Below are 18,972 nucleotides of genomic sequence, written 5' to 3'. Positions count from 1 at the left end.
TTTACGTGACTGGAAAATAAAGATTAAATGTTGTCCCTTCGTTCAGTGTACTTTCGACTGTGATATTTCCGGAGTGGTTTTCCATAATCTTCTTGCAAATCGCGAGGCCAATACCGTTTCCTGAATATTCGTTTCGGGCATGCAGGCGCTGAAAAATCGTAAAAATCTTAAGAAGATGGCCGGACTCCATTCCAATCCCGTTGTCTTTGATCTGAATCTTTACAAATTTAGTATTTTGATTTGGTATTTCAACGTCTAAATCGTCGGCCTGATAAATTTCTATTACCGGCGGTTTGTCTGTCTTGCAGTATTTAATGGCGTTGGATATCAAATTCGAGAAAAGCTGGCGCATTTGCACTCGGGATGCTTTTATTACAGGTAGTTTTCCGGTTTTTATATTGGCGTTTTTGTCGGTAATCGTTACTTCGAGATCTTCAACCACTTCAGCAATAACGGTGGCCAGATTAATTTCGGTACGTTCTTCCTGTGCGGTATGCGACGAATATTGCACCAAATCATCGACAAGGGAATTGAGACGCAAAACAGATAATTTGATGATCTCCATCGATCTGGCGTCAACTCCGTTTAAATAGGTGCCGTCAATTTTTCCGTTGTGCATAACGATTTTGCGCAGTGGTTCTTTTAAATCGTGTGAAATGACGTGAATGAATTCTTCGAGATTGCCGTTGATACGGTTCAGCTCGTGGATTTTTCCTTCCAGTGCCTGCTGATTTTTAAGCAGGGCTTCTTCGTGTTTTTTCTTTTCGGTCAAATCGATTACTACGATTCCAATGGCATCTACAGACGGTTCAAGGTCAGTGAGCGAGATATAAGCCGGAAAAGTAGTAGGGGAGCCGCCATCACTTTTAAAAAGGATTTCGTGCGTGCTAAGCCCGAATTTTAGGGCTTCGATAAGCGTAACAAATTGCGAGGCATTGTCGAAATACTCCTGAATGTAGTTCCCAATAATTTTTTCTGTCGGTGTATTGACCAGTTTTGCAAAATAGTCGTTACAATATAAGATCAGGCCATTTTTGGCAATACTCAGGGCGCCTTGTCTGAATTTCTCAATAAGCAGTCTATAGGTATAATCGGCCGTTTCAAGCGAATAAAGCTGTGGCTTTCCGTTGTTGTTGACCACCAGGGCATCAACGTCTCCATTTTTTATAGCATCAATAATACTGTTTGATTCATCAAGTTTTTCCTTTAATGATTCAATTTTAGCTAATAAGGAGACTATATTTTTATCGTTTACTATCAAATTCTATTCACTTAAATTAAGTATTTTCAATACCTTTTCCTTGTCTGATAAATCTCCTAGGATGATTCGTCTGGGAGCAGGCTGTATTTTTATTAAGGTTGGTATCGCTACAATTTGATGTTTGATGGCCAACTCTGTGTCACGGTTGATATCTACGATTTCTAATTCGTAGTTGTCCTCGAGATAGATATCACATATCCTGCGTAAATTTTCGATAGCATGTCCTGACTTAACAGACATACCCGAAACAAAAAGCATGAACTTATGTTTGGTGGTATTTGTTCCATCAGCTGAATAATCCATTTTTTAAGCGTTTACGGGTTTGATATTAAGCCCTACGAGCACTCTTTCCTCATTCGAAAGATCGCCAATGATCTTGCGAATGGGTTCCGGAAATTTTCTGACCAATGTGGGTACAGCCAAAATTTGATCCCCTTCTGCCAATTGGGGATTCTTCAGCAAATCGATAATTTCGATGCTGTATTTCCCCGCCAGGTATTCTTCGGCATATTTTTTTATGTTCTCTAATGCCTTGATCGATTTTGGTGTCTGACCTGCTATATATAATAATAATTGCCATTCGGCTACCGCTTCTTTTTTCATGGTGTTACTTTTTTTTCTTAGCAATGAGCTGCGCCTGTAGTTCTTCGGTGGCTTTCAGGATGCTTAATTCTTCCTGAGCCGATTCGAATTCATTTCTAAGTGCCTCAATATTAGCCTCCAGAACTTTGCGCTTGCGCTCAATTTCACGGTCTTTTCGGTTAATTTCGTTCTGCAGCTTAATATCTGACATTGTTTTTTTGAATTTTTGAGTTTGTCTTGCCGTGCCCGTCAGGATTCCGTTTGGACCTAACTCTACATCCAGCAGTTCAATACCTTTGTTGGTAATGATAAACTCCCTCACCTGATTGGAATGGCCCATTCCTCTGGCTTTGATAATAAAGATACCTCGGTTTCTTTCGCCAATGCCTTCCATATCACGAACCGTAATCCAGGTGTCGACTAAGGAAGAAACGGATTCTTCTGCGAGATCTGGCCTGAAATTATCGGTCTGTTTGTTTAAAGACGTAAAAAGTGCTGTTATATTGTGCGCTTTCAGCATATCGATGAGCCTTACTAACATGGAACGGACTTCGTGTTCGCTTCCTACGGTGATTAAATTACTTATCGGATCAATGATGATCGTGGTAGGGGCAAACTCTTTTATTAATTTTCTAAGCGTAAGCAAATGCAGCTCTAATCCGTTTAGCGAAGGGCGTGAGGAATGAATCTGCAATATTCCTTTTTCAATGTGTTTTTGAAGGTCAATCCCAATCGATTTCATATTGCGCACCAACTGCTGTGGAGATTCTTCAAACGCGAAATAGATCGTTTTTTCGTTTTTCAGGCATTGCTCATTGGCAAAGTAACAGGCCACGGTTGTTTTTGCCGTTCCGGCTGTTCCTGAGATCAAAATATTGCTGCCGCGATAGAAACCCCCTCCATGAAACATTTCGTTCAATCCGGGAACTCCTGTCGAGATAACATCAGAACTGACTTCATTGTTAAGTTTTAGCGAGGTGATAGGCAGTACTGAAATTCCATCTTCGTCAATTAAAAACGGATATTCGTTGGTACCGTGTGTTGATCCTCTGTATTTGACAATGCGGAGTCTTCGGGTCGAAACTTGTTCGATTACACGATGGTCCAGCACGATTACGCAGTCTGAAACGTATTCTTCGAGTCCCTGACGGGTAAGCGTTGCCTCGCCGCGTTCGCCGGTAATGATGGCCGTTACACCTTTGGCTTTAAGCCAGTGAAACAAACGTCGGAGCTCGGCTCTCAGGATGGCCTGGTTGTCGAGTCCTGCAAATAATGATTCTATGGTATCTAATACGACTCTTTTGGCTTTTACGGAATCAATGGCATAACCTAATCGGATGAATAAACCATCCAGATCGTATTCGCCAGCTTCTTCAATTTCTGATCTTTCTACGCGAACGTGATCGACTACGAGTCTTTTGTCTGCCTTAAGTTTTTCGATATCAAAGCCTAATGATTTGACATTTAAGGTAAGGTCGTCCGATGGCTCTTCAAATGACATGAAGACCCCGGGTTCGTTATGATCGGTGATTCCTTTAATAAGGAATTGCATAGACATTAATGTTTTTCCACAGCCAGCACCGCCGCAGATTAAAGTCGGACGCCCTTTTGGGAAACCTCCGTTTGTAATCTCGTCGAGTCCGTCAACTCCACTTGGAGTTTTAGGGAATATAAAACGATGTGATTTTGATTCTTTTTGCACTTTATTTAAATATACTGTTTACTCAAATATACGTTTTCTTACATAATTGGCAATGGATATTTATTAAAGATTTAACAGCTGTTTAAATAAATTGCAAATAATTTGAGGAAATTAAGGCTTTAGATTGCTTTATAATCGGGTATTAAGTTAAATTTCTGAGATTGGTGATAGATTTTGAGATGGGGATTATGTAAGATTTGAGAAGTAAGATGTAAGAGGTGAGATGTGAGATGGAAGATCAAAAGATGTGAAGTGTGGGGTGGGAGAAGAAAGAAGAAAGAAGTACGAAACAAGAAGTAAGCAAGAGGCAAGATTTGAAGTGTAACTGTAAATTGTCAATAGAAAAAGAGACAGCGACCGAATACTGTTTTTAAGAAATAATCTATTTTAAGAAATAATCTAAATATGGAAAAAGAAAATTTTCAGTCTCAGTATACAGTCACAGTTTTCAGTTTGTACTGCGACTAACTTGAAACCTGAAACCTGAAACAAAAAAAGAAAAAACGAGATCATTTCTCTTAAAAAGAAAGGATCTCGTTCAATCAACATAAAAAAAACAGAATATAAATTATCCGTGTGCTGCTACAGAAACGTCAGCCCATTCATTCCAGGTGGCTAGTTTTTGTTCGTAGGTTTGTTTGGCGAATGGTAAAGCTACTTTTCCTAAGAACAGGCGTAGAGGAGGAGTTTCGGCTTCAACCAATTTAATAATGGCCGGTACAGTAGCGTTAATTTGTCCGAAAGAATCAGGATCATGTCCTTCTGCAATGGCTTTTTTAAGTCCGTCGTAAGCGGGAATACTTTCGCTGTTGAATCCGTTACCCCAGATATCTGTGAAATAACCGTTTGGTTCTACCAAAGTCACATTGATTCCGAATTGTTTTACTTCCGAAGCCAAAGTTTCAGTAAGACCTTCAACGGCAAATTTAGAAGCGTTGTAAAGCCCTAAAACCGGTAAAGTCGTGATTCCTAAAATAGAAGAAACCTGAATGATATGACCGCTTTGTTGTTTTCTCATAGTGGGTAAAACGGCTTGTGTTAACCATAAAGTTCCGAAGAAATTGGTTTCGAATTGTGCTCTGGCTTCTTGTTCAGAAGCTTCTTCAACCGCACCGTTCAAAGCATAACCGGCATTGTTGATCAGGATATCAATCGACCCGAAATGTTGTTGTACTTTTTCTACGACTGCAAACGATTCTGCACGGTTGTTTACGTCTAGTTTAAGAGGTAAAATAAAGTCTCCGTATTGCGCTTTTAAGTCGGCCAGGGCATCGATATTTCTGGCTGTTGCAGCTACCTTGTATCCTTTTGCTAAAAATGCTTCTGTCCAGGCTCTTCCAAATCCTTTTGACGCTCCTGAAATTAAAATAGTTTTCATAATTGTTAATTGTTAATTGTTAATGGTGAATTGTTAATGGTGAATTGTAAATTGTTTTGTCTAGAATGTTTAAATCTTTATTTATTTGTTTTAATCGTGTAACTGTTTATATGTTTCATTGTTAACTATTGATCTTTGCGCCTTTGTACCTTTGCATTTTTAAAAAATGACCGAAAGGTCATTTTTTAAACAAAAAAAAATTAGAGACTGTTTTCCTCAATCATTGATTTTAGGGTGGTGGTAACTACTTTCATTTTGTCGTTGTTGCCGGACATTCTTGAAATTAGGTGGCCGCCTTCCATCATGGTGAAAATTACGGTGGCAAAATCGGCTGCGTTCCAGTTGGGATTGAATTCTCCGTTGGCAATGCCTTTCTTGATACTGTTTTCCAGTAATTTTTGGTTGTATTTAATACCCTGGTTTATCTTTTCTTTCACAACCGGATTGGTATCATCTGCTTCTGTTCCGAAATTCAGTAACGGACAACCACCAGTTAGGGGCGGATTTACGCCATTGCTGAAGAAATCGATATACGTAAATAACTCTTCTTTTGCTGTTTTGCTTTTGCTGATTGCAGCCAACAGTTTATCGCCCAATATTTTCATATTATGATCTACGGCGGCACAGGCGAGCACTTCTTTATTTTCAAAATGAACGTACATGCTTCCTTTTGACAATTTGGTGGCTTCCATAATATCACTCATAGAAGTTGCTGCAATCCCTTTTGTGTTAAAGATTGGTGCTGCTTTTTCGATGATGAATTGTCTGGTTTCTTCTCCCTTTGCCATGATAGCTTCATTTTTATTCTGCAAATATATGACCGATTGGTCAGTTGCGCAAATTTTTTATGATTTATTTATGATAGGCACGCGGATGACACGGATTTAGGCGGGTTTGCGCGGGTCTTTATATTTTTCCGCCACGAATTCACGAATTTTATAATCACTATGCGCAATCATTCGTGAATTCGTGGCTATTTTAGCGTATAGAAGCTAATCCTTTATATATAATCTGTAGCAAAACTTTATCAAAATAAATCCGCTCAAATCCGTGTCAACTGCGTTCCAAAATTTCGATACATAGTAGAAAAGTACTAATGATCGGAAAGTATAATGTTTGTTTTTGTTTTTTTCGATTTGTTCATTACCAGTAATAAGAGGGGTAAAGTAAGCGCAAAAAATAAGCCGACAAGGAAAAAGGCATCTCTGTAACTTAATAAGGAGGATTGTCTGGTTACGATATTTTCCATTAGTTTTAGGGCTTTTGCTCTCGCTTCGTTATAGGCAAAACCTCTGTGTTGGAAATAATTGATGTAGCCATTGATTCTTTCCATTGCTTTTACGTTATCTGGGGTTACGTTTGAGATTAATACGTTTCTGTGTGCCGCATAACGATGTGCGATATACGTATTGATGATTGACACGCCGAAAGAACCTCCTAACTGACGCATCATATTGTTGAGTGCTGCACCTTGACCGACATCTTTATCGTCAAGCGAAGAAACAGCCAGCATCGTTAGCGGAACGGTTAACAAAGCCAGTCCGAGTGCTCGGAAAATAAGTGCCGTTGCGACTTCAAAAGCGCTGGTGTCTAGTGATATACCAGACATTCTCCAATTGAAATAAATGAACAGCAGAAAACCTGTTGCGATAATGATGACGGGAGAAACACCTTTTTGCAATAAAGTTCCGCAGAGTTTTAAGGCGACGAGTGCAAACAATGCGCCCGGAAGCAAAAGCAATCCAGTTTGATAGGGCGAAAAACTCAAAAGACGCTGTGCGACAACGGGACTAATGTAAATCGAAATGAACATTCCGAAACCGGTAACGAAGGTCAGAATTGCGGCTATACTTAACGATTTGCTTTTCAGTACACGCAGATTCACTACGGGTTTATCGATTTTTAATTCCCAATAAATAAAAGAAATCAAAGTGACAATTGCTATGGCGGTCAAAACCACAATGTAGCGGGTTTCGAACCAATCTTCGACTTCGCCTCTTTCTAAAACCGTTTGCAGCGCGCCAACACCGATAGCTAATAAGGCAATTCCGGTCCAGTCGACTTTTGAGATTTCAGGTTTTACGGGTGGTTCTTTCAGTAGAAAATAACAGGAAATAGCAACCAGAATCCCAATCTGAATATTAATTAAGAAAATCCACGGCCAGTCGTAGTTCTCGGTGATATAACCGCCAAGCGTTGGCCCGATGGTTGGTCCGATGAAAATTCCGGCTCCGAATAAAGCTCCCGCGGTTGATTGTTTTTCTTTCGGAAAAAGTTCAAAAACTACTACCTGCGAAATGGACAATAAAGCGCCACCGCCAATTCCCTGAAGAAATCTAAAGAAGACTAGCATCCAGATATTAGAGGAATGCCCACACATAAAGGAACAAAATGTAAAGAGAATAATCGAACCAATATAATAATTACGACGCCCGAGATTGGCGCTCAAAAAACTCGTAATCGGAATGATTATCACATTGGCAATGGCATAAGCGGTAATTACCCAGGAAGTATCTTCAAGAGTCGCACCCAGATTACCGCTCATGTGCGAAAGCGCCACATTGACAATAGAAATATCAATAAGTTCCATAATCGCGGCGAGGATTACGGTAAAAATGAGCAATTTTCGTTGTAGAGATGTCATAGTATATTTACTATTGTTTATACCGATTGGTATATTTTTAATTAAAAAAAATGAAAGATTATATTTAACACATAGAGACATAGATTTTGCACCCGAAAATAGACGTTTCACTCATCTAAAAACATACCGAAGCTTTGGGACTATGTGTGAGAAACTAGTTTCTTTCCATATTCTTTTTTGCCAAAGAAAACTATGTCTCTATGTGTTTAATTTTTTTCGTTTACTATATCAGTTGGAATTTGGAATTTTAAATATATTGGAATTTCAAATCGAAAGTTCCTGCTTCACAACATTAGTCTTAAAAAGATTAGAGTAGGCGGTAGCAATTAACCTCGTTTGGGCTTCATTCCAGATTTCGCATTGGGCATTCACGAATTGTCTTCCTTTTTTAATGATTGATGTTCTGGCGATAATAGTATCACCCACACGAGCCGGAGCAAAATAATCAACATTGAGATTGATGGTGGTATAGAAATTTTCTTCATTAAAAGAAAACATCGTTGCTCCGATGCAATCGTCTGCAATGGCCGCAATAACGCCTCCATGAAGAGATTTAATCGGATTTGACATCTCTTCCCGAACTAAATATTGAAAAGTAACGCTGCCTTCTTCAGCTGCTAAAACTATTGGTCGCATCCAAAGCATAAAAGGCGATGGCGAAGCGGTAAATTCTCTGTCGATGTGGTTTTGAAGTACTTGTAAACGTGTCATTTGATTTTAGATTTTAGATTTTAGATTTTAGATTTTAGTCGCGATGGCTGTCGAAATTGGAAATTGGAATTTTTAGTTTGGAATTTAGTTTAAATAATACCAATAGGTATATTTTATTTGATAAAAAAAAGCAATATTCTTGTTATACTTTTATTCTAATTCTTCTATGACATTCCGAACGGACTGCATGATATTTGATAAGTCACCTGGATTTCCGGTTAGCTTGCTGATCATAACGCCGCCTTCAATTAGCGCTATAATGGTTAATGCGGTTCTTTCGGTATTAATAGATTTTGCTTTGAATTCTCCGGCTGCAATTCCCTGGTCGATGAAATGCATTATTTTTTCTTTCCAGTAAATAAGAGTTCTTTCGGCGTATTTCCTTAAAACCGGATGAGTGTCATCAGATTCGGTTGCGGTGTTTAGAATCGGGCAGCCACCTTTTGTGACTTTCATGTTTGTATATTCCGAATAGAGTTGGGGATAGACCAATAATTTGCCTTTGAAAGTGGTTTGCTTATCAATTTCTTTTGAAAAAGCATCCTGAAGTTTTTTTACATTAAACTTAAATGCCGCAATGGCAACTTCGTCTTTGTTTTCGAAATTCCCGTAAATGCTTCCTTTGGTGAGTCCGGTGATCTCGGTAATATCACTCATCGAAGTACCGCTGTAGCCTTTCATATTAAAGATCGGAGCGGTTTGTTCTATGATAAATTGTTTTGTTCTTTCTGCCTTACTCATGTTAATATGATTTAAGATTGCAAATATATACCAATCGGTATAATTAATTAAGGTTTTTGTAAATTATTTTGATGTGGCATAGAAAAGTAATCTTTAGAATAAAATAAAACCTCGCATTCAGGGCGGTAAATAGGAGGTTTTAGTATGTGTAATTTATCACACACTACCCCAGCAATATTCCAACAAATGTTACAACATTACATCGTTTCTTATCTCGGAATTACAGATGAATTTTAAGTAGAACTCGGACGAAACATTGGAAGAGAGGAAAGTGGTACTACTAAATAAATATTGTCTCTACGTGTTTGTTTTTTTTCTCTATTTTTGACTTGCTAATTTAGCTTTTCTTTAAAAAAATCACCATAAATAAAATCAATAGTAGTTGTTTAAATATTTGTTATTCTGATTAGTAAAGATTGTTTTTTAATTAATTACTTTAATGTCTTTTTTAATTTAAATTTTATTCGGCTTGCTGACATATTTATTGCCTTTAACAAAAAAGCGCCAGGGTAAAAAGGCATCTTCCTGTGCATATGCGACACCAATTCTTGGTGAAGCTGTGATCTCATTATCTGTATATTTGATGCTGTGATTTTCTATCCAGATTTCTTCTCCGCCCAAATCTTTTTTATTAAATGAATGGTCAATTCCCAACGCCTTCGCCGCAGAACCCGGACCTGAGGAAATAGCGCTTTTGTTGACAGGCATATTTCGTCTTAGTTTCATTATTTCTGCGCCAATCAAGGGCTCAATCGCCCGTATGAGCACTGCGTGAGGTTCTCCTTTTACTGAGGTGACGATATTAAACAAATGATGAATTCCATAACATAAGTACACGTACGAAACGCCTCCTTCACTGTACATGATTTCGGTACGGTTCGTACGTCGCCCGCCATACGCATGAGAGGCTTTGTCTATTTCACCAAAGTATGCTTCGGTTTCTACAATTATGCCTGCTGTTATTTGCCCTTCAATTTGGGTGAATAGGACTTTTCCAAGCAGATCTTTGGCCAGGAAAATTACGTCTTGATTCAGATAATAGGATAGTGGTAGTTTCAATTTTGTATTAATTTTATACTTTAATTAAATGTTTTTAATTAATTGTTTATTAATTATTTGTGTTTTTAAAAAAAGTAATATAGTTTAAATGTTTTTAAGGATTATTTCGCGAGATATACTGGTGGAATTCGGAATAAGCGCTGACAAGCTGTTCCAGATTAAACCCTCGATTCAGTCCACTTGGGTTTGGTAAAATCCAGACCTTTGTGTCGCAAAAATCTTCAGGCTGTAAACCCCATAATACATTCTTTTTTCCTGAAAAAGCTTTATAGGCTGCTTTACCAAGAAATGCAATAAACCGTGGCTGAAAAGCTGTGATTTTATTACGAAGATTTTCGAAGGCATGATCAAACTCTTCTTTTGAAAGTTGATCTGCACGTGCTGTTGCTCTTTCGACAGCAGTAGTAAGTCCATATCCGAATTCGAGTATAACGGCATCATTTGCAGGCTCAATTTGGTATGTGGTAAAGCCCGATTGATGCAACACCTTCCAAAAACGATTGCTTCGTCCGGAAAAATGATATCCGTCCAAAGCAGATTTTAAACCGGGATTGATGCCGCAAAACAGAACTTTAAGGTCTTTATCAATTAAATCAGTTAGCATTGTTGTTGAATGTGATGCTTAAAAATACAAAAGCTCAACTGAAAAATTGAGCTTTTGTATGAAATAAAATTTCAAATTTAATTATTACGTAGGGCATGTGATAGTTCCTGTTTAGTCATGTTGGATCTTCCCTTTATGCCCACTTTTTTGGCTTCCTGATACAAATCCTGTTTGGCTCTGTCATCATAGTCGCCTGCTTTCCCGCCTCTTTTTTCGGCTCCGGGGCTATTGGCTATTCTCGCAGATTTTTGTTTACTGTATCCTTTATCGCGCAGTGCTTCGTATTGGTCCTTATCTTTAATTTGGGGACCGGGACTTTTTCCTGGCATATTATTCAATTTAAAGTTAAACGGAGTTTTTAATTAAGAATCAGATTTGTCTTTTTGGTCAAAATCCTCATCTGAATAATCGTCTAGTTCTTCATCTAAGGCATCATCAAGGTCTCTATCGAGTTCAGGTTCAAGATCCTGTTCCTTACGATACTTATCGCCAGAATCAGAATCGTAGTAATCTTCCCGATCTTTGGGATCAACAGTATCCGGGCCAAATTGTTGCTGCTCAATAATTCCGGGATCTTTATTTTGCATAGTTTCCCAATTAATTCGCTGCTCTTCCGGATGAAAATTGCGATCGTCCCGACCAAAATCTTCGTTGGTTTTTTCGTCTCTCATGATATATAAGTTTTTAATTATTTTTTCATCAGAACTGATTTTCTCGTCTCAATGCTCGATTTTTCATTACTTCTTGAAGAAGTAGACTTTGTTTCTGCTTTTTTTGCAGATGTTCTTGCACTGCCTTCGACGTTGGTTTTATGATTTGAAATATTCATGAAAACTTTCTTTTAAAGTTAATTTACAAATCTATAACTGATGAATTGTAAATGCTTATACTTTTTTATGTTTTAATTGTATTATTATCAGATGTTTATAGTTGAATTGTGAATGTAAGAATGATATAGTATAAGATAAAGGCTTGCTGGTAAAAAAATCTAATTTGAAAGTTTACCACCCAGTATAAAAATAATACTTTTAAAAAATTAATCACTTGATTAAATCTTTTGTTTAATTTAATTTATATCTTTGCGAAACATTAAAATTATTATGACACTAAAAAGCAAAGACGCAAGCACCGAGGAAAAAATCAAAGAAGCAGCGCGAATCGTATTTACCCAAAAGGGATATTCGGCGACGCGTACTCGTGATATTGCTGAAGAAGCAGGAATTAACCTTGCATTGTTAAACTATTACTTTAGAAGTAAAGAGAAACTTTTCGAATTGGTTATGGCCGAGAAAGTAGCCAAATTATTTGGTGTAATTGCTCCGGTGGTCAATAACAATACAACTTCATTAGACGAAAAAGTAACTTCAATTGTCGATGCTTATATTACAATGTTAAGCGAAAATCCGGGTTTACCTTTATTTGTTTTAAGTGAAATCAGAAATAATCCGGAACATTTTGGAAACCGAATGCAGGCAGGGAAATTGTTAACAGAATCTTTTTTTGTAAAACAATTGGCGGAGCGAAAACCAGATGTTCATCCGCTGCATTTTATCATAAACGTTTTGTCGATGTGTATTTTTCCCTTTATCGCAAAACCGGTTTTTGAATCGGCTGGAGTGATGACATCAGAGCAATTAAATGCTTTTGCAGAAGAAAGAAGAACGTTGATTGTAAAATGGTTTCAAGCTATGATAAATTCGTAGCTATTTTTTTTGATTAATTTTAATCAAATGATTAAAACGAAATATTAAATATTAAAAAGTTGAATATGAAAAGGTTATTGATTTTTATACTCGTTATTTCTCCTGTGTTTTCCTTTTATGCGCAACAAGAACACCGGTTTTTAAAACTCGAAGATTGTTATGCATTGGCAGAAGAAAACTATCCGTTATCTAAAAAACGGGATTTGATTGCCAAAAGCAGTGAATATACTATTGATAATATCGCAAAAGGATATTATCCAAGGTTTGATGTTTTTGGTCAGGCAACTTATCAGTCTGATGTTACGCAATTACCGTTCAGGCCACCGGGTATTGAAGTTCCGATTTTAAGGAATGATCAATATCGCGCTTACGCGGAAGTGAATCAGCTTATCTATGATGGAGGCAATTTGAAACAACAGAAAGAACTCATTGAAAAACAAACCAAAGTTTCAGAACAACAACTTAAAGTCGATTTGTATGCCGTAAAACAACGAATTACGGAACTTTATTTTGGGATATTGGTTTTTGATGAACAGCTTCGTCAAAACGATTTATTGAAAAATGATATTAAAATCGGAATGAAAACCGTTGAAGCACAACTGGTCAACGGAATAGCGTTCAGAAGCAATCTGGATTTACTCAAAGCAGAATATCTCAAAGCCGATCAGATTGCGGTAGGGATCCGTAATTATAAAAAAGCGTATCTCGATATGCTTGGCCTTTTTATCAATTTAGAATTACATCCGGATACACAATTAGAAACACCTCAGAATATTGTAAATTCATTAGAAATAAAACGCCCTGAAATCGAACTTTTTAATTACAGAAATGAAAGCCTGGAACTCACTAAAAAGTCCATTGAAATTGCCAATTTACCCAAATTTAATTTTTTTGTGCAAGGCGGAGCAGGTAATCCCGGCTTGAATATGCTGGAAGTGGGATGGAAAGCCTATTACATTGGCGGAGTAAGAATGAATTGGTCGTTAACCGGACTTTATACAGATAAAAAACAGAAACAAATCATAGACATCAATAAAGAGCAATTGGACGTTGACAAAGAAGTTTTTCTTTTTAATACCAATCAATCGGTTAAGCAGCAAAATGCCGAAATAACAAAACTGGAAGAATATCTGGTTTCTGATGCTGAAATTATCACGTTGCGAAATAACGTCAAAAAAGCTGCTTTGGCACAATTAGAAAATGGCGTAATTGACTCAAGTGATTATCTGCGTGAAGTAAATGAGGAAAATACGGCAACTCAAAACAAAATTATCCATGAAACAGATTTGCTTTTGGCCAAATACAGACAAAAATTAATAACCGGTAATTAAGTATACGATGAAAAAAATAGCATTTATAACAATAGCAGCGCTAGCAATATCTTGTTCTGATAACAAAAATGAATTCGACGCCACCGGCACTTTTGAAGCCGTAGAAACGATTATTCCGGCAGAAGCAGGCGGAATCATTAAAGAGTTAAAAGTAGAAGAAGGCAATGCTTTAAAAGAAGGCCAGGCGGTTGGTTATATTGACACGATACAACTTTCGCTTAAGCGGGATCAGTTATTGGCACAAATCAGAGCAACCCAGAGCAAAAAACCGGATATTGATTCGCAATTGGATGTTTACCGAGAAGAACTAAGACAAGCCAAAATCGATCAGCAACGCATGCAAAATCTGGTAAAAGCCGATGCCGCAACCCGAAAACAGTTGGACGATGCCACAACCAGAGTTGCTGTAATTCAAAAACAAATTACGGCATTGCAAAAACAATTAGACATCAGTACCATCGGAATCGATGATGAATCACAGACTTTGAAAATACAGGTAAGTCAGATTAAGGATCAATTGTCAAAATCGAAAATAGTCAATAAAACCAACGGAACCGTTTTGACCAAATATGCCGAAATCGGCGAAATGGCAACTATAGGCAAACCTCTTTATAAAATAGCCGATTTGTCAACAATAATTTTGAGAGTTTATATTACCGGAGATCAATTGCCAGCGGTTAAATTGAATGACAAAGTGAAAGTTTTTGTGGATGCCACCAACAAAACCTATAAAGAATATGAAGGCACTGTAGAATGGATTAGTGATAAAGCAGAGTTTACGCCAAAAACTATTCAGACCAAAGACGAACGTGCCAATCTGGTTTATGCGGTCAAAGTCAGAGTGAAGAATGATGGTTATCTGAAAATTGGGATGTATGGGGAAATCAAATTCTTAAAATAATGGAATCCGTTATTGTAAAAAATATTACCAAAACGTACGGAAAGGAAAAAAAGGTAGCTGTCAACGATGTTTCTTTTTCGGTAAACAAAGGCGAACTTTTTGGACTAATTGGTCCCGATGGCGCAGGGAAAACCAGTATTTTCAGAATTCTGACGACACTTTTGCTTGCTGACGAAGGTTCTGCTTCTGTGGATGGTTTGGATGTGGTAAAAGATTTTAAATCAATTCGGAACACTATTGGTTATATGCCGGGAAAATTTTCGTTGTATCAGGATTTGACGGTAGAAGAAAATCTGAATTTCTTTGCGACTCTATTTGGAACCACGATTCAGGAAAACTATGATTTAATCAAAGACATCTACATTCAGATTGAACCTTTTAAAACCCGAAGAGCCGGGAAATTATCTGGCGGAATGAAACAGAAACTGGCTTTATGTTGCGCGTTGATTCATAAACCAAATGTTTTGTTTTTAGACGAACCTACAACAGGAGTTGATCCGGTTTCCAGAAAGGAATTTTGGGAAATGCTTAAAAAACTGAAACAGCAGGATATCACGATTGTCGTTTCTACACCTTATATGGATGAAGCCAATCTTTGTGACAGAATAGCTTTGATACAAGACGGAAAAATACTTTCAATTGATACTCCAAAAAATATAATTGGAAATTATCCCGATCAACTTTTTGCTATTAAAGCAGATCAAATGTACCCGCTTTTGCAAGCTTTGAAAGAATACCCAAACCGATTGGCGAGTTATGCTTTTGGAGAATTTGCGCATTTTTCTTTTAAAGGAAATCGGGATAAAGATGATTTATTGCAATTTTTAGAAAATAAAGGAATTAAAAATATTGAGATCAGGGAAGCTACGGTAACTATTGAAGATAGTTTTATTAAGCTTTTGAGTTAGTATAGGCATTTTTGTCATCTCGACGGAGGAGAGATCACACTCGAAACTCTACAATGATTGGCCGCAAAGTAACCACAATATTGTCATCTCGACGAAGGAGAGATCACATGCGAGACTCGACAAAGATTGGCGATTTGCTGTGCGGAGCTTCTAGTGTGATCTCTCCTTCGTCGAGATGACAACCATGCGCACACCATTTGGTGTTTAAATTTAAAACCATTTTTATGAGCGAAAAAGTAATTTCATGCAATGCCTTAACCAAACGATTTGGAGATTTTACAGCCGTAGATTCCATCACTTTTGAGGTGCAGAAGGGCGAAATTTTCGGTTTTCTTGGAGCAAATGGTGCGGGTAAAACAACTGCCATGCGAATGTTGTGCGGTTTATCTATTCCAACATCCGGAGAAGCAAAAATTGCCGGTTTTGATGTATACAAACAAACGGAAAAAATAAAGAAGAACATTGGTTATATGAGTCAGAAATTTTCTTTGTATGATGATTTGACCGTACAGGAAAACATTACTTTTTTCGCCGGAATTTATGGTCTGTCTGATCAGGCGATCAAAGAAAACAGTGCATTGCTCTTAAAACAATTAGGAATGGAAGATCAGGCCAATAAAAGAGTCAGCTCACTTCCGTTAGGATGGAAACAGAAACTGGCTTTTTCAACTGCCATTATTCACAAGCCGGAAATTGTTTTTTTGGATGAACCAACCGGAGGTGTCGATCCGGTAACACGCAGACAGTTTTGGGATTTAATTTATGAAGCATCCGGAAACGGGATTACAATCTTTGTAACCACACATTATATGGACGAAGCCGAATATTGCAACAGAGTTTCAATAATGGTTGATGGCAGGGTAGAAGCACTGGATACGCCAACTAATTTGAAAAAACAATTTAATGCAGGTTCTATGGATGAAGTTTTTTATCATCTGGCCAGAGCAGCAAAACGCGGAGAATAATATAATATAATATAATATGATAATAATTTAAACACATAGAAACATAGATTTTTGTGACGTATAAAGGCGTTTCACTTATTTAAAAACACATATTTATTTATGTGTAAAGAAATATGTTTCTTTTTTGTACTCTTTTTTAGCACATAAAACCTATGTTATTCTATGTGTTTAAGTCAAACTTTTATTAATCACATGCAGAAAGCTATTATAAAATATGAAACAGTTTTTGACATTTGTAAAGAAAGAGTTTTTGCACGTACTGCGTGACAGGAAAACTTTATTGATTCTATTCGGAATGCCAATCGTGCAGATTCTGATTTTTGGTTTTGCTTTGACCAACGAAGTGAAAAACGCTAAGATTGTAGTAGTCGATTATGCCAAAGATATCGCTTCACAGGAAATCATTACTAAAATTGAAGCTAGCCGTTATTTTGAAATTACCAAAAGCCTTTCCGGAAGCAAAGAACTTGAAACGGCTTTTAGAACTGGACAAATAAAAATGGCAATTATATTTCCAGAGGGTTTTAACAATCAATTATTACATCAGAATAAAGCACAGATTCAGGTTATTGCCGATGCTTCTGATCCTAATAATGCCACAACGCTGACCAATTATGTTTCATCTATTATAAATGATTATCAGGCGCAATTAAACGGAAATAACCCGATTCCATTTCAGATAAAACCAGAAGTAAAAATGCTGTATAACCCACAGTTAAAAGGTACTCCCAATTTTGTTCCGGGTGTTATGGCGCTTATTTTAATGTTGGTTTGCGTGATGATGACGGCCATTTCGATCGTAAAAGAAAAAGAAATGGGAACAATGGAAATTCTTTTGGTATCGCCATTCAAACCTATTTTGGTCATAATTTCTAAAGCGGTTCCGTATTTATTGCTTTCAATGGTAAATGTTGTTACCATTTTATTGCTAAGTGTTTTTGTTTTGGATCTTCCGATTGCGGGAAATATTCTTTTGCTTTTTGCCGAAAGCACGTTATTTATTATAACCTGTCTGACATTAGGGATTTTTATTTCGATTAAAACCGATTCTATGCAAACGGCGATGCTGATTTCATTATTGGGAATGCTTTTGCCAACATTGCTTTTTAGCGGGTTTCTATTCCCGATAGAAAATATGCCGCTTCCGTTGCAATGGTTTTCGAATATTGTGCCATCAAAATGGTATTATATTATTGTAAAAGGAATCATGATCAAAGGAGTTGGTTTTGCGCATGTATGGAAAGAAACGTTGATCCTCCTTGGTATCACAATCTTTTTGTTGATTATCAGCCTTAAAAGCTTTAAAATTCGTTTATCATGAGAATCGTAAAATTTTTACTCGTAAAAGAATTCAAACAGATATTCCGAAATCGCGCAATATTGGCCGTGATTTTAGCGATGCCTGTCGTGCAGCTGATCATTTTACCGCTTGCCGCGAATTATGAAATCAAAAATATTAATCTGGCCGTGGTTGATAATGATCGTTCTGATTATTCGAGAGATTTAATCAATAAAGTGATTGCATCAGGTTATTTTAAACTTCGAAGCTATAATGACTCCTATCAAGAAGCTTTTACTCAGGTAGAAGACGATCGTGCCGATTTAATTCTGGAAATTCCACGTGGTTTTGAGCAGGATTTGATGCGTGAAAACCACCAACAGCTTTTTATTGGAGTAAACGCCATTAACGGAACAAAAGCAGGTTTGGGTGCCGGTTATATTGCTGATATCATACGAAATTATAATAGTAATTTGAGAATGCATCATAATCCGCAAGGGAATTTTAATCCAATTCCGGTTATAGAAATTGCATCATCAAATTGGTACAATCAACATTTAAATTACCAATTATTTATGGTTCCGGGAATATTGGCGATTCTCGTTACGATTGTTGGGGGATTTCTTTCGGCATTGAATATTGTAAAAGAAAAAGAGGTCGGAACAATTGAGCAAATTAATGTATCTCCGGTTAAAAAACATCATTTTATTTTAGGGAAATTAATTCCGTTTTGGATTCTTGGAAATGTTGTTTTTACATTAGGATTAATCGTTGGCTGGCTGTTTTATGGTATGATTCCGCAAGGGAATCTATTTGTTTTGTATACGTTTGTCTCGGTTTATCTACTGGCTATTTTAGGTTTTGGTTTATTGATATCAACCATTTGTGATACGCAGCAACAAGCCATGCTTATCATGTTTTTCTTCGTCATGATATTTGTTTTAATGGGCGGTTTGTTCACACCAATTGACAGTATGCCGGATTGGGCTAAAACAATTTCCAGATTTAATCCAATAAGTTATTTTATTGATGTGATGCGAATGGTCGTCATAAAAGGTAGTGGTTTCAGGGATATCTTAAAACATATTGTAATCATAATAGGTTTTGCGATTGTATTGAATTTTGCTGCGATTTTGAATTATCGCAAGACATCATAATAAGGATAAAAGAAAATACGCCAGGTTTTTTGACCTGGCGTATTTT

20 protein-coding genes are annotated in these 18,972 nt (G+C 37.1%); 7 read left to right on the top strand and 13 right to left on the bottom strand.

Annotated features, from left to right (window positions below; all coding sequences use genetic code 11):
* Position 1 precedes the first annotated feature (1 nt).
* From ASC72_RS00300 to ASC72_RS00240, 13 genes are all read right to left on the bottom strand, one after another.
* Entirely contained in the window at positions 2–1,261 is a 1,260-nt protein-coding gene (locus ASC72_RS00300) for an ATP-binding protein (protein WP_056185001.1), read from the bottom strand.
* A 3-nt stretch (positions 1,262–1,264) separates the two neighbouring features.
* Complete coding sequence (locus ASC72_RS00295) at positions 1,265–1,564, bottom strand: circadian clock KaiB family protein (protein WP_056184998.1); 300 nt, start codon at positions 1,562–1,564, stop codon at positions 1,265–1,267.
* Positions 1,565–1,567: 3 nt separating this feature from the next.
* On the bottom strand, positions 1,568–1,864 hold the full coding sequence (locus ASC72_RS00290; RefSeq protein WP_056184994.1) for a circadian clock KaiB family protein: 297 nt from the start codon (positions 1,862–1,864) through the stop codon (positions 1,568–1,570).
* A gap of 4 nt (positions 1,865–1,868) precedes the next feature.
* Positions 1,869–3,545, bottom strand: coding sequence for a circadian clock protein KaiC (gene kaiC / locus ASC72_RS00285; protein ID WP_056184992.1), 1,677 nt, complete (start codon positions 3,543–3,545; stop codon positions 1,869–1,871).
* Positions 3,546–4,113: 568 nt separating this feature from the next.
* A complete protein-coding gene (locus ASC72_RS00280) occupies positions 4,114–4,923 on the bottom strand; it encodes an SDR family NAD(P)-dependent oxidoreductase (protein ID WP_241775581.1) in 810 nt (269 codons plus the stop codon).
* Positions 4,924–5,123: 200 nt separating this feature from the next.
* A complete protein-coding gene (locus ASC72_RS00275; RefSeq protein WP_056184984.1) occupies positions 5,124–5,711 on the bottom strand; it encodes a TetR/AcrR family transcriptional regulator in 588 nt (195 codons plus the stop codon).
* Positions 5,712–6,016: 305 nt separating this feature from the next.
* Positions 6,017–7,567, bottom strand: coding sequence for a DHA2 family efflux MFS transporter permease subunit (locus ASC72_RS00270; RefSeq protein WP_056186806.1), 1,551 nt, complete (start codon positions 7,565–7,567; stop codon positions 6,017–6,019).
* Between the two features lie 264 nt (positions 7,568–7,831).
* Positions 7,832–8,278 carry a PaaI family thioesterase gene (locus ASC72_RS00265; protein ID WP_056184983.1) on the bottom strand — a complete coding sequence of 149 codons (447 nt, stop codon included), beginning with the start codon at positions 8,276–8,278 and terminating at the stop codon, positions 7,832–7,834.
* A 150-nt stretch (positions 8,279–8,428) separates the two neighbouring features.
* Positions 8,429–9,019, bottom strand: a complete 591-nt coding sequence (locus ASC72_RS00260) for a TetR/AcrR family transcriptional regulator (RefSeq protein WP_056184980.1) — start codon at positions 9,017–9,019, stop codon at positions 8,429–8,431.
* 453 nt (positions 9,020–9,472) lie between these two features.
* Positions 9,473–10,078, bottom strand: coding sequence for a DNA-3-methyladenine glycosylase (locus ASC72_RS00255; RefSeq protein ID WP_056184978.1), 606 nt, complete (start codon positions 10,076–10,078; stop codon positions 9,473–9,475).
* A gap of 94 nt (positions 10,079–10,172) precedes the next feature.
* The gene (mug, locus tag ASC72_RS00250) at positions 10,173–10,682 is read right to left on the bottom strand and encodes a G/U mismatch-specific DNA glycosylase (protein ID WP_056184975.1); all 510 of its coding nucleotides are present in this window, start codon (positions 10,680–10,682) and stop codon (positions 10,173–10,175) included.
* A 77-nt stretch (positions 10,683–10,759) separates the two neighbouring features.
* Positions 10,760–11,011, bottom strand: coding sequence for a Rho termination factor (locus tag ASC72_RS00245; protein ID WP_056184973.1), 252 nt, complete (start codon positions 11,009–11,011; stop codon positions 10,760–10,762).
* 33 nt (positions 11,012–11,044) lie between these two features.
* On the bottom strand, positions 11,045–11,353 hold the full coding sequence (locus ASC72_RS00240) for a hypothetical protein (RefSeq protein ID WP_056184970.1): 309 nt from the start codon (positions 11,351–11,353) through the stop codon (positions 11,045–11,047).
* Between the two features lie 429 nt (positions 11,354–11,782).
* Between ASC72_RS00240 and ASC72_RS00235 the strand changes: the two genes are divergently transcribed.
* From ASC72_RS00235 to ASC72_RS00205, 7 genes are all read left to right on the top strand, one after another.
* On the top strand, positions 11,783–12,385 hold the full coding sequence (locus tag ASC72_RS00235) for a TetR/AcrR family transcriptional regulator (RefSeq protein WP_056184969.1): 603 nt from the start codon (positions 11,783–11,785) through the stop codon (positions 12,383–12,385).
* A 65-nt stretch (positions 12,386–12,450) separates the two neighbouring features.
* Entirely contained in the window at positions 12,451–13,716 is a 1,266-nt protein-coding gene (locus ASC72_RS00230) for a TolC family protein (RefSeq protein ID WP_082564209.1), read from the top strand.
* Between the two features lie 7 nt (positions 13,717–13,723).
* Positions 13,724–14,617: an HlyD family secretion protein gene (locus tag ASC72_RS00225; protein WP_056184963.1), complete on the top strand. Its 894-nt coding sequence runs from the start codon at positions 13,724–13,726 to the stop codon at positions 14,615–14,617.
* Positions 14,617–15,525, top strand: a complete 909-nt coding sequence (locus tag ASC72_RS00220; protein ID WP_056184959.1) for an ABC transporter ATP-binding protein — start codon at positions 14,617–14,619, stop codon at positions 15,523–15,525. Before ASC72_RS00225 ends, ASC72_RS00220 begins: the two co-directional genes overlap by 1 nt.
* A gap of 224 nt (positions 15,526–15,749) precedes the next feature.
* Positions 15,750–16,490, top strand: coding sequence for an ABC transporter ATP-binding protein (locus ASC72_RS00215; RefSeq protein ID WP_082564208.1), 741 nt, complete (start codon positions 15,750–15,752; stop codon positions 16,488–16,490).
* A 214-nt stretch (positions 16,491–16,704) separates the two neighbouring features.
* Entirely contained in the window at positions 16,705–17,811 is a 1,107-nt protein-coding gene (locus tag ASC72_RS00210) for an ABC transporter permease (RefSeq protein ID WP_056184955.1), read from the top strand.
* Entirely contained in the window at positions 17,808–18,926 is a 1,119-nt protein-coding gene (locus tag ASC72_RS00205; RefSeq protein ID WP_056184952.1) for an ABC transporter permease, read from the top strand. The genes ASC72_RS00210 and ASC72_RS00205 overlap by 4 nt, the downstream gene beginning before the upstream one ends.
* Positions 18,927–18,972: the final 46 nt, after the last annotated feature.

Origin of the sequence: Flavobacterium sp. Root420 (assembly GCF_001427905.1) — a bacterium.
In the GTDB taxonomy this organism is placed as follows: Bacteria; Bacteroidota; Bacteroidia; order Flavobacteriales; family Flavobacteriaceae; genus Flavobacterium.
This window is presented reverse-complemented; position numbering and strand designations above follow the sequence as displayed.